The following is a 12,904-nucleotide window of genomic DNA, read 5'->3' as shown; positions in this document are numbered from 1 at the left end:
TTTTAAGATTGCTCTTCTAACCGCAGTGGAACGAAAAAGTGATCTTCAACCTCTTGAGCTGGCAGAGGACGACTGAAATAGTAACCCTGAATCTCTTTGCAGTCATTCTCCATTAAGATATCCAGCTGCCCCTTGGTCTCAATGCCTTCCGCAATAACTTCCATCTTCAAATGCTGAGCCATTGAAATAATCGTCGCGACAATCGCCTGATCACTCCGATTCTCCGTAATATCGGTGACAAACGAGCGATCAATCTTCAGCTTATGGATCGGATAATGCTTCAAATAACTGAGCGAGCTGTAGCCTGTACCAAAATCATCAAGGCTGATCTTCACGCCAAGTGAGGTAAGTTCATTAAGGATGTCCGCAGATACAGAAGCGTCCATCATCATGCTCTCTGTAATCTCCAGCTCCAGATATTTCGCTTCCAGCCCGGTTTCAAGCAGCGCATGTTGCACCTGCTCTAACAGGTTAGTCTGGTGGAACTGCAAGCTTGATAAGTTAACCGAGACCGGAATGAGCGGTCCACCAGCCTCATGCCATTGTTTCATCTGTCTGCAGGCTTCCCTTAGCGTCCAGTTCCCAATCGCATAGATCATGCCTGTCTCCTCTGCGAGTGGAATGAAGACATTGGGTGCCAGAATGCCTTTCTGTGGATGGTTCCAGCGAATAAGAGCTTCCACACCAATCATCCGGCTGTCCTCCGTTCGAATCTGAGGCTGGTAATACAGCAGCATCTCATCGCGCTCCAACGCTTTACGTAAATATCCTTCGAGCTCAATTCGCTCGTATAACTCTGAATCGAGTTGGGTTGTATAGAACTGAAAGCCGTTCTTACCATTTTTCTTCACTTCATACATAGCGGTATCTGCATGTTTCAATAAACTATCCGCTTCCGTCCCATGATCGGGGTACATCGCAATACCAATACTTGCGGTAACATAGAAGTCATTCTCTTTAAGTCGATATGGTAATTGAATTGCATTGACGATTCGCTCTGCAAGCTCAGCCACGCCAATCTCGTTTCTCTGATCATTAGCGACAACTAATGTGAATTCATCCCCGCCCATACGAGCCAACATAACATTATCCTCGGCTTTGGCATCCCAGGCTTGCATCGCATCCATGATCCGAACACTAACCTCTTGCAAGAAGATATCTCCGATGGAGTGCCCCAGCGAATCATTAATCATTTTGAAACGATCGATATCCATCACCATAACCGCGAATTTATGACCTGTTAACTCAGAGGATGCCAAAGTTGCCGCCAGTACATCATCCAGCTTTCGCCGGTTGGGTAACCCTGTAAGTGAATCATGCAGAGCTTGATAAAGAATATCCTCCTGTGCCTGCTTCTCCTCTGTGACATCCTTGATCAAAATATGACTCCCCATATGTTTACCTTCGATCATCACAGGCACAACACTAATATGCAAGTCACGCAATCGGCCATCCACGACTCTCATCGTTGCGTTGTAGTTGTGCTGATCCAGAAAACCATCTGCCCAAGCCACTTGCTGAATATCGTTTTGCCAATAAATCTCAACATTATCGAGAGTATGATCAATGCGTCGATTAATCACATATTGCTCTTCAAATCCTGTTATACGAGTAACTGCAGCATTAATGCCTTTGACGTAGCCTTCTCGATCCACAGATATAATAGCATCCGAATGGTTATGATACAGCGCTTGGTACCATTGTTCATTCTCATGGATACGCTGGTCTTTTTGAGAGAGACGTTGATTGAAGAAAATACCGAATAAGGTAAAGCCCAACGTAACAAACGTACCTGCCGCAATTAAATATGCGAGCATGTCGGGGTTCATCTGCATTCCATGGTGTTTTCCCATGACATGCCCATTATGAAATTGCGCAGCAGACATCCCCGTGTAGTGCATTCCCGTAATGCCGATTGCCATGATGAGTCCACTACCCAGTTTATACACCCATGTAAACCGTGAATGTCGATGCCTGAAAAAAAACATAAGCCACAATGCGGCAAAGGAAGCCCCAGCTGCAATCAATATGGATAAGATCACCTTAGATATCTCATACGTAATTGATGCGGACATCGCCGCCATCCCCACATAATGCATACTGCTAATCCCGACAGTCATAAGCAAGCCCGCGACAATGATTTGTCTCATCGACACAGACTCTCTACCCGCGATATGCAGAGCCACACCGGATGCAACGATGGCAAGCAGAACTGAAAGTGTAACTCCACCCGTTGAATAGGAAACGTTCATTGGGAGGGTGAAGGCCAACATGCCAACAAAATGCATCGACCAAATCCCTAGTCCCATCGACATTGCACCACAGGTGAGCCATACGTTTCTTGGCATCCCCTTAGCCAAGCTTACCCGCCCTGCAAGATCAAGTGCTGCGTACGAAGCTACTGCTGCAATAATGTAAGATAAAATAACAAGTTCCGAGTTGTACGTTCCATGTATGTGCTCCACTCCGTCTTTCCTTTCAACCGGCAAATGTCTTGTATGTATGTTAAAAGTAAAAAAAGAAGCGAGTGCTCTGTCCCGGTGACAGGCACTCCCTTCACTTCATTTAACTTGTAACCACAAACTCCAGCGAGCGGATACATCACGTATCCCTAGCTATATGCACATCTGAAATCCGTTTAATATTGATGTATATAGTCTAAACGTCCTACACACGAAAATCAACACTTATTTCCATATCTATCGTCTTTCATTTCATTGAATCAGACAAGAATTAAGCTTCATCATTTTCCAACAAGCAGTAGGTTACCGAATCCAGAGGTATCCCGATATGAATTCCCTGAAGCATCACTCCAGATCGATACACTATTACGCCTGCCTTCACCTGTGCTATCATCATTCACTTGTAGATCAAATCCGATCCACGGTATAGCATTGGTAGGCACCAGATCTAATGGAATTGCTGCTTCTATAATATAACCTGCATTCGTCAAACGTGTAGAAGATTGAAACTGATCCTGAAGAGCATTACCTCCAAAAGATGTTTCATTATCATAATTGATTCGATATTGAGCATCGTCCTCTTGATAAAACGACGTTTTGTTATGATTGAGATCAACAAAAACTTCAATGGAATCCTGCTCATATGCATTCACACTAGCTTTACTGAGTAACGGGTCTTTGACCTCTGCGAGTACATACAAGTATTGTTCATCCCATAACAATTGTGCTGTCGCTGTAGCCCCTGAGTTACCAAGAACCCACACATCGGTTTGAATGGAAGCTGCCTTTTTCCATATACGATCCTTCTGACCATCTAACACCGGGGTACCGTACGTGACCTTCGTATGTTTCAGCTTACTGCCTAATTTCAATTTGCCACGATTCCCCGGTTCATTCGGTTGTTTATCATTTACATCGTTCCAGACGACAATGGAGGTTTGACCGTCAGCCTGCTGATCCTTAATCCGAAAATCCATGGACAATGTTTTGCCTTCAGCAAGTACAGAGGCAGGTAACGGGATAGATGCATAAACGATATAACCGGTCGATGTCTCTTTTACTTTGTAAATTTTATGGTCCTTGCCTTTGCCTCCATCTCGTTCGAATGTATACTGCCCATTCAGTGGCTTGGGTTCTTTCTTCTTCTTAGAAGTAACAGTAAAATCATTCCCTGCTCCTTCTGTTGCTTCATATAATTCCTCTTCAAGGAAAACCTGCACTTGATCTCCCTTATGTCGGGAGGTGTCCTGTATCTCTATGCGAAGATTCACCTTTTTATCGTCCCACAGCACGCTGGCTTGCCCCGTAACATCCGATGTACCTTCTACCCGATGGGCAACTTGCACACCTTTCACAGCTCCCCAAAGTATATCTTCCTTTCCTTTGGAATCCGGCGTAGCAGGGCTGGCCTTGCTTGCTGTCCATTCGTTGCGATACACCGGCAGTGTTGTCTTATCAACCAAAGCCCAGTATGCAGGTTTCGCTTTCAATTTCCGATCAAATAAAAGCGGTGCATCTTTGCGTCCCTGCACGGGATGATTATCCAGCCATGTTCCATCGTCGGCAAGCCCCCAGACAGTTACGCTGTCCAGCACTCCACGCTGATCAAACTCCTGAAACAGATCGAATAATTCCTTATACCGGTATGCCTGCTGCATCATGAGTTCATCCGTAACAGGCTTCTCCTGTTCCGATGAACCTGAATAGATAGACACATCCAGCTCCGTCACTTGTATATTGACCCCTAGCGCAACAATTCGCTCGAAAGCTTCACGGATTTGCTGTACGTTTGGCCCATACATGGACACATGCATCTGAAATCCGACCGCATCAATGGGTGTACCTTTTGCGAGCAACTTTTCTACCAAATTCACCATATCATTCAGTTTATTAATGCTGCCTTCCAGCCCATAATCGTTGATGACCAGCACAGCGTTAGGGTCAGCTTCACGCGCATACCGGAACGCAAGTTCAATGTAATCATTGTCATCGCCGTCACCATCGACATCACCAATGATATCTCTCCACTTGGAACCACTAGCCTGATTACGCAGACCTCCTCCATCGGAAATGACCTCATTGACGACGTCCCAAGTATGCACTTTGCCTTGATATCGATGCATGATTGTCTGAATATGTGTCTTCATCCGTGCAAGAAGTTGTTCCCTAGTCGCTGGCTGCGATACATCATCTGGACTTGTAAAAAACCATTCGGGGACTTGGCTATGCCACACTAACGTATGACCTCTCACCCGCATATTGTTGTTTTCGGCAAACTCAACCAATCGATCCGTATCCGTCCAGACAAACTCTCCCTCACGTGGCTGCATCGCATCGATCTTCATAAAATTACCCGCAGTGATACTGTTAAAATGCTTGACTAGCAACTGAGCATGTGGATCTTGTGGGTTTAGAGCTGACAAGTCAATGGCCGCCCCAACGTCATAGGATGTTCCCAGCGTACTTGCTAGGTTCGGAATGTCCTGTTCGATTTCGAGTGGAGCTACCGCTGTAATAACAACATCGTCGATGTAAAATGGAATCGTATCTGACTCTGTCACATTTCCAGACGGTTTCCACGGCGTTTCCGCGTAGAATCGAAAGCCAGTAATTCCACTACTTTCACTTGGAACGACGACATCCGCCTCGATTTTCTTCCATTGACCCTTGGTTAGATTTGTTGAAGCAAACGTAGCATACTCTCGGGTTGAACTGTCGTTATGGTACTCCTTCTCCAAAGAACCATTAATCACTTGAGTAGCTGGTCCTTCATCATACATCGCCCAAAAGGAAACATGCACGGTACTTCCCTTTTCCAAGTGATTTAACACCTCAATGAGCGGTCCATGAAATGTTTCAGTACGGGAGGACGTCTTCAAGCTACGCATGCTGTTATAACCAATGCCTGTGACAATACTTAGCTGTTCAGAACCTCGTGGGCGCCAGTTCCCTACCTGATCATCCTCAAAATCGGCTACAAACAGCTGTTCACCAGGTTCACCTGGATTCTCCGGCTCCGGTGCAGGAGTAACCCGTCGCAATTGGAACGAATCCAACATATAACTACTCGTTGGGTCATCACTTTCTAAGTACAATAACAGATCTGTTCCTTGCTGATAGCTGTACTGCCCCTGTAACTTAACCCATCCCTGATCGGTTACAGGGATAGCCGTATTCACTTGATCGTATTGTGCAGCCTGAGTACCTTCACGACGCTCAACGGTAAATTTAAGATTAGACGGCGTCGCCCCAGGCAACAGCTTCACATATCCTGTTATTTCATAGACAGCATGTTTCTCCAATATATTCGTTACGGATAAGGCAGGCCCATTCCACGCAGCAGTTCGGCTTGTCGTCTGGAGAGCATGTGTACCTTCGTATGCATCTTCCTCCGTCACTGCAAGTGTAACGTTGCCTCTAGGTATCCACCCTTGGGACGTGCCCTCTTCATAAGAATGAGACAGCAATAGTTCACCCTCACTCGCTGCCTCAGCACCTATCTTTCCCAGACTCGTCAAAGGCAGTACACTGATTACCATGACCATTGTCAAGCACAAGCTCCACCATTTTCGATATCTCATCCCATTGCCTCCTTCGCACTTCTTTTTAAGCTTCAATTCCTTTGTAAACACTTTCATTATATAGACCGCCAAGAGATTTAATTACCATCTTGTTCCATTTCAACTTTTACCATCAGCAACCTTCAGCAGGGAATACGCCTAGCTTTAGATGAAGCATATCGATCACCCAATTACACACAAAAAAAGAACAGCCATTGGCTGTCCTCTCTTTGTTAATATTGCCACCTATTCAGGCACAGGTGCTGTTGTATGACGAATAACTAGATTGGAAGGCTCCGTAACTACCGGGGGGTATAGTCTGGATTCTCGACCATTGCAATCAGATACTCAATCGACTTAATTCCAATTGAATATATATTTTGATTAATGGTCGTTAGTCCAGGCTTAAACACCTGCGCATAGTATGTATTGTCAAAGCCAATAACCGATATATCCTCAGGTACACGCAGACCATGCCGTTCAATTTCTTGAATCGCTCCAAATGCAGACATGTCTGAAGCACAGACAATGCCAGTAGGATGATCCTTCAGGGCTAATAGTCTTCTTGCCGCCTTACCCCACCATCAAATGAATAATCACATTCCTCCAAATAGATGGTCGAATATGGGATATCACAGAGCCGCAGTCCTTCTTTGTACCCGTCCAGCCTTAGATTCGCTACCGCCGATCCTAATGTACCCGAAATATATGCGATCCGGCGATGCCCGAGCTCAACTAAATGTTTAACACTCATGCCGATAGCATTCGCGTTATCTGTTGTGATATATCCAGCTCGTTTGCCAAACAAATCGGTGTCCACAAACATCGTTGGAATCTCTGCATGAATCAGTTCTTGAATACTTTGGTTTTCCCTTCCTTCGCCAAATACAACAACACCATCCACATTACGGCTACGACAATGCTTGATGAATGAGTAGCCAGGGTCATCGAAACGTGTAGATAAACGAACAAGATCATATCCACTGTTCTCCAGCGCTGTTTTGATCCCTTCCAGTAATTCCGATACAAATGGATTGGTAAACGGAACGGTTAAGAGAACACCTACTGTCCAAGAGCGACGTTTAACTAATCCACGTGCGACCACATTCGGTTGATATTTTAATAGTTCGATGGCTATATTGACTTTTTTTCTAGTTTTATCACTTACATCCGGATAGTCATTCAGCACTTTGGAAACGGTTGCAACAGATACGCCCGCTTCTTTGGCCACATCATGGATAGAAGCCATCTGATCACCTCAACCTCTTATAAATCCCCTGTCTCCGACTGCTTTCGCTAACGCATCGGCAGGTTTGTCTACCCATTATAGCTCAAAACAGCCAGAAACGGTAATACCGGTTCCAACAGGTGTATTATCTACAACTTAATGATCCAGTTTCTGCAGATCTACTGCCAATTGCTCCATCGTTGTGGCGAATACAGCCAGCTCCTGAGAACGGGATGCTTGACTCTGTGCCCCCTGTGATGTATGTTCTGATTCTTTCTGTACATGGCTGAGCTTCTTCATAATCTGTTCTAGATTAGCCTGAATCTTACCTTGCGCATCGCGAGAACTCGCTGCAAGCTTACGCACCTCACTCGCAACCACCTCGAAGCCCCGACCGAACTCCCCGGCATGTGCAGCTTCAATTGCTGCATTCAATCCTACAAGGTGACTCTGATCTGAAATTTCACGGATCAGTTCTCCCATCTTACCGATCTGATTAATCTCTCCTGTTAACTCTTCCAGCAATTTATGTGCTTGATCCTGGGAAGCTGCCGTCTGCATAGCTACATCGGAGATCGCTCGTGCATTTTCATTCAGTTCAGTGATCATACCTGTCAACTGTTGTGTAATTTGCGTAATCGCCAGCAACGTATTTTGTTGATCCGCAGCGAGATGATGCAGCTTTTCTTTTTCTTTTTTCTCATAAGCTTCCAGTACAAGCTGAGAGTCCAGATTGAACATTTTGCTAAGTGCCTGAATGATGGGATGCCATGACTCTGGAATGACCTGCTGGAAAATGGTTGTCGCAATATCGAGATAGACCATATATGTACCTAAATAATAATCTTCAGACAATCCAATTCGTGAGTGTACCAGCCCAATCTCAATGCGTTGATGAATATAGGCGTCATCCACGACACCATCTGTCATCGATAACCAATACATGCGTTGTGTTTCTTTTAATCGGTCAATGTTCGAGAATCGAGCAATCAGATCCACCAGTTCAGGATAGTTGCCTACATGTCTGTAAAAGTGATCAACAACTTCATTGACTACCTTCTCAAAAACAGGCCGGTGAGCGGCAAGTAACTGCAAATCCTTGTTTGTTAGTCCAATATAATCGAGTTGTTTCTGTCTTGCTGCAGTAATACTCATAGTGATGTAATCGACTCCTTAGTAAGCTATAAGAGGTTGTTCAAAAAGTCCGCTTTTGATTACGAATGATGCGCGAGCGGCATCTCAACATCGAATATGGAATTCAGCCGAAATAAGTGGATGCTTACGCAGCTTGTTTCCTTCGGAAACATGTAGTTGCTCACGTAGTTTGCCTACGCTCCGCTACTCCATTTCTGCTTCATCCCATCTTCTCGATACTGAAAACCGATCTTTTTGAACACGTACTATAAGAAACTTTAATTTCTAAATATTGTATAGATTATAGACTAAATGGCCTACCTTTTCATAAACCATTAGAACTATTTTGTCATAAATTTGTACTGAATTGTGATTAAACTCACTTCATTTCTACGTAAATCATGTAAAAAGGCTCTCAATCCTGCCGTGAAGGAGCCTCACAGCAGGCATTAAGAGCCTGATCCGGAATGGTCTGATATTCGGTCAGCGATTCAATAAACTGCCCACATAGCGCAATAACTCATTGGCACTCGCCGCAGTGTAGCCATGTTCCTCGATTAATCGCTTAATGACTTCGTTCATTCGTTTTAACTGCGTCGCATCCGGAGTTTTCGTTGATGTCGTAATCTTGACAATGTCTTTCAGATCAGCAAACAGCTTTTTCTCAATCGCTTCACGCAGTCGATCATGACTGCTATATTCGAACTTGCGCTCCTTGCGGGAGTATGCTGAGATTCGGATCAAAATCTCTTCCCGGAACGCTTTTTTCGCATTTTCAGAAATTCCAATCTGCTCCTCAATCGAACGCATCAAGCGCTCATCTGGATCCATCTCCTCATCCGTCAATGGATCTCGAATTTTGGACCAGTTGCAGAAAGCTTCAATATTATCAAGGTAGTTCTCAAACAATGTTTTTGCAGACTCCTCGAATGAATAAACAAACGCTTTTTGCACTTCTTTCTTCGCAAGCTCGTCATATTCTTTGCGAGCCAGAGCAATAAAGTTCAGATAACGTTCACGCTCTTCTTTCGAGATAGAAGCATGCTGATCCAGACCATCCTTGATCGCCCGTAGGATATCCAGCGCGTTAATGCACTGAAGATTTTGCTTAATCAAAGCACTGGATATCCGGTTGATGACGTACCGCGGATCGATTCCCGACATCCCTTCATCCAAATACTCATTTTGCATTTCACGCAGATCCGCTTCCTTGTACCCTTCAACTTCCTCGCCATCATACATCCGCATTTTCTTAACCAGATCCATACCTTGTTTCTTCGTTTCTTTCAAGCGGGTAAGTATTGAGAAAATGGCTGCTGTCCGCAGCGCATGCGGCGCAATGTGAACATGCTTCATGTCACTTTGTTGAATGAGTTTCTCATAAATTTTCTCTTCCTCAGACACCTTCAGATTGTAAGGTATCGGCATTACAATCATCCGGGATTGCAGAGCCTCGTTCTTTTTGTTGGAAATAAACGATTTGTACTCCGATTCATTCGTATGTGCAACAATCATTTCATCCGCACTGATTAATGCAAATCGTCCAGCCTTGAAATTCCCTTCTTGCGTTAAAGATAACAAGTTCCAGAGAAATTTCTCATCACATTTCAGCATCTCCTGAAACTCCATGAGTCCACGGTTCGCCTTATTAAGCTCCCCATCGAAACGATAAGCACGCGGATCAGACTCCGAACCAAACTCGGTAATCGTGGAGAAGTCAATGCTCCCTGTGAGGTCTGCGATATCCTGAGATTTCGGATCAGATGGACTGAATGTTCCGATCCCTACACGGTTATCTTCCGAAATGACGACTCGTTCCACCTTCACCCGGCTAATATCTCCGCCATATTCTGTACGAAGCCGCATCTGGCAGGAAGGGCATAGGTTGCCTTCAATTCGAACACCTATTTCCTTCTCCACTTCTGGACGAAGCTCCAGTGGAATGAGATGTAAAGGCTCCTCATGCATTGGGCATCCCTCAATGGCGTACACTGCACCCTTTTCTGTACGGGAGAACTTCTCCAAGCCACGTTTCAGTAACGTCACCAGTGTAGATTTCCCTCCGCTAACGGGTCCCATAAGTAATAATATCCGTTTACGTACATCTAATCGGCGTGCTGCTGAATGGAAATATTCCTCGACTAGCTTCTCAATGGAACGATCCAAGCCAAAAATCTCTTGTTCAAAAAACTTGTATCGTTTCTGTCCACCCACTTCTTCCACGCCGAATGATTCAATCATCTGATACACTCGTGCGTGAGCCGTCATTGCCGGAGTCGGATCTTCTCTCAGCAGTGCGATGTAATCCTCAAATGTTCCGTTCCATGACAAACGGTCACTCTCTGCCCGATGTTCCGCAACGCGTTCAAAAATATTCATGCTTGGTACCTCCCATGGCTCCTTTAGTGTGATTGTCAACCATTCCGAATGGTATGAAGAAATCAATAGAATTGCGGCTCCTGCTTGAATACCCATCTGCGGTCCGGATTAGTCCCGCCACCCTCTGTCCAAACGACTGATATTGTTGTGAAAAGTGTATTACATACCTATGCGGCAAATTGGATAAGTTGACCTCTTTTTTTCAATTCGTAGGTCTTAATTTTACCCTTTCCTTGTTCTATCAGACATCTTGGCCCTCAGAAAAAAAAGAACTGATATGCTATAATAAAGGTTCTAATTCAGGAAAACGGACAGCACTTAGCAAGGAAGAGGATCTACTTAGGAAAGGAGAAGCGGGAATGGCCATACAATACGAAACCGAATTATATCCACCTGTAAAAGCATTCTTCGAGAAGCGGGGATACACCGTGAGAGCCGAAGTAAAGCATTGTGATCTGGTTGGCATCAGGGCAGATGAGGACGTACCTTTAATTGTGGAGATGAAGAAGTCCTTCAACCTGTCTCTCCTTCTACAAGGGATGCAGCGATTGAAACTAAGTCCAAACGTATATTTAGCGGTAGAACGTAACCGTAGCAAACGCGGAGCGGTGAACCAACGCTGGAGTGAATTGACCGCAGTCTGCACTAAACTGGAACTTGGCTTGATCGCTGTCACGTTCTACAAAACCAAATCGCCTCTGATTGACGTCCTCTGTGAACCCACCTCACTGAATCATGCGCTCCCTTCAGCTTCTCGTAAAGGCGGAGTAAGACGGCAGCGGCTTCTAAAGGAATTCGATGAACGTACCGGGGATTACAATACAGGGGGGAGCACACGAAGGCCCTTGATTACGGCTTACCGCGAAAAAGCATTACGTGTTGCTGCTGCTTTAAGGAGCGAAGGTGAAGCTTCGCCAGCTATGATTGTGAAACAAACAGGAGTGGGTTCGACCGCATCGATTCTGCAGAAAAATTATTACGGCTGGTTCGAACGAGTATCCCGGGGAAATACATCCTTACCGTTAAGGGAATTGAGGCTCTTACAGCACATGCACATATGCTTGATCAACAGGATCTGCTAGAACGTCGCATGAATGAGTTGGAATGGAGTAACGATTTGGAGCATGTTGCTGAAGAGGTATTATCCTATATAGCTGGAAAAGAGGACTGAACTACGGGATGCACCTTCCCGTTTGTATGATTCAACCAACCATGATTCGAATCGACGCATATCGCTGCGACGTTTATACAAAAAAGCGCCTATCGTTTCCTCATGGGGAACGACAGGCGCTTTATATGTCATATCGTTTGAATTAGAAGCTGTTTGCTACTTCAGCAGCCAGTTTCAAACCAGCATTAACGATATTTTCGGAGTTATCAGGGGAAGCATTGTGTCCTTCAACGATAACCAGTTCAGGGTTTTGGATACCCCAGAAGTTCAATACGTTTGTTACATATTTAACGGACATTTCTACAGAAGCCATAGGCTCTACAGAATATACGCCACCACGTGCGTTAAGCAATGCTACTTTTTTGTCGCCAACCAGACCTACAGGGCCTTCAGCAGTGTATTTGAACATTTTACCAGCTTGGCTCAGGTAAGAAATGTAGTTTACCAATGGAGCAGGAACTGTGAAGTTCCAGAGCGGGAATGCAAATACAACTTTGTCAGCTGCCAAAAATTGATCTTGCAATTGTGCAGCAAGTGCAGCTGCTTTTTGTTCTGCTGGTGTTGCTTCGATACCGTTAGCTGCTTTGTAACCACCAGTGATTACATCGTTACCGTAGTAAGGGATATCTGTATTGTAAAGATCCAACTCAGTTACTGTGTCACCTGGGTGGGATTCTTTGTATGCACTCAAGAATGCATCATACAATTTAACGCTCACTGCTTGATCCGCAGGGCGGTCGTTTGCTTTAACAAATAAAATATTAGCCATGTTTGGTTTCCCCCGTTAGTTTAAAATGATAAGTGCTGTAGGCACTAAATTAAAATTGCCGCCCTATTTATAAGGGCACAACTTATTAATACACATTATATATAAAAATGTTAGTGGATGCAATAACGTAATTACTTCGGACGCATATGGAATAGAACCCGCAGCCTGAAATGTACGTATAACAACCATCTCAGGCGCAGA

Annotated in this window: 6 protein-coding genes and 1 pseudogene; 1 reads left to right on the top strand and 6 read right to left on the bottom strand. The window is 44.8% G+C overall.

Translation table 11 applies throughout. The features are described from left to right. Nucleotides 1-2: 2 nt before the first annotated feature. The 5 genes and pseudogenes from DMB88_RS09240 to DMB88_RS09220 all read right to left on the bottom strand — a co-directional run bounded on the left by DMB88_RS09240 (nucleotide 3) and on the right by DMB88_RS09220 (nucleotide 10,763). Nucleotides 3-2,465: an EAL domain-containing protein gene (locus DMB88_RS09240; RefSeq protein WP_128101116.1), complete on the bottom strand. Its 2,463-nt coding sequence runs from the start codon at nucleotides 2,463-2,465 to the stop codon at nucleotides 3-5. Between the two features lie 278 nt (nucleotides 2,466-2,743). Further along, on the bottom strand, nucleotides 2,744-6,043 hold the full coding sequence (locus tag DMB88_RS09235) for an endo-1,4-beta-xylanase (RefSeq protein WP_164848652.1): 3,300 nt from the start codon (nucleotides 6,041-6,043) through the stop codon (nucleotides 2,744-2,746). Nucleotides 6,044-6,324: 281 nt separating this feature from the next. Next, nucleotides 6,325-7,271 (bottom strand): annotated as a pseudogene (locus DMB88_RS09230) (LacI family DNA-binding transcriptional regulator). Nucleotides 7,272-7,406: 135 nt separating this feature from the next. After that, complete coding sequence (locus DMB88_RS09225; RefSeq protein WP_128101114.1) at nucleotides 7,407-8,405, bottom strand: globin-coupled sensor protein; 999 nt, start codon at nucleotides 8,403-8,405, stop codon at nucleotides 7,407-7,409. A 462-nt stretch (nucleotides 8,406-8,867) separates the two neighbouring features. Continuing rightward, a complete protein-coding gene (locus DMB88_RS09220) occupies nucleotides 8,868-10,763 on the bottom strand; it encodes a PrkA family serine protein kinase (protein WP_128101113.1) in 1,896 nt (631 codons plus the stop codon). A 359-nt stretch (nucleotides 10,764-11,122) separates the two neighbouring features. Between DMB88_RS09220 and DMB88_RS09215 the strand changes: the two genes are divergently transcribed. After that, entirely contained in the window at nucleotides 11,123-11,845 is a 723-nt protein-coding gene (locus DMB88_RS09215) for a DUF2161 family putative PD-(D/E)XK-type phosphodiesterase (RefSeq protein WP_254438515.1), read from the top strand. 231 nt (nucleotides 11,846-12,076) lie between these two features. Here the strand turns inward: DMB88_RS09215 and DMB88_RS09210 are convergent, their stop codons facing one another. After that, the gene (locus tag DMB88_RS09210) at nucleotides 12,077-12,703 is read right to left on the bottom strand and encodes an FMN-dependent NADH-azoreductase (protein ID WP_056698444.1); all 627 of its coding nucleotides are present in this window, start codon (nucleotides 12,701-12,703) and stop codon (nucleotides 12,077-12,079) included. Nucleotides 12,704-12,904: the final 201 nt, after the last annotated feature.

The organism is Paenibacillus sp. DCT19 (assembly GCF_003268635.1).
Classification (GTDB): Bacteria; Bacillota; Bacilli; order Paenibacillales; family Paenibacillaceae; genus Paenibacillus.
The sequence above is the reverse complement of the archived record's forward strand: the minus strand, read 5'-3'. Positions and strand labels throughout refer to the sequence as shown.

Excerpts from the sequence above, each read along its gene's own strand:
- DMB88_RS09235 (WP_164848652.1), bottom strand. The coding sequence starts at position 6,043 with ATGAGATATCGAAAATGGTGGAGCTTGTGCTTGACAATGGTCATGGTA.
- DMB88_RS09225 (WP_128101114.1), bottom strand. The coding sequence starts at position 8,405 with ATGAGTATTACTGCAGCAAGACAGAAACAACTCGATTATATTGGACTA.
- DMB88_RS09220 (WP_128101113.1), bottom strand. The coding sequence starts at position 10,763 with ATGAATATTTTTGAACGCGTTGCGGAACATCGGGCAGAGAGTGACCGT.
- DMB88_RS09215 (WP_254438515.1), top strand. The coding sequence starts at position 11,123 with ATGGCCATACAATACGAAACCGAATTATATCCACCTGTAAAAGCATTC.
- DMB88_RS09210 (WP_056698444.1), bottom strand. The coding sequence starts at position 12,703 with ATGGCTAATATTTTATTTGTTAAAGCAAACGACCGCCCTGCGGATCAA.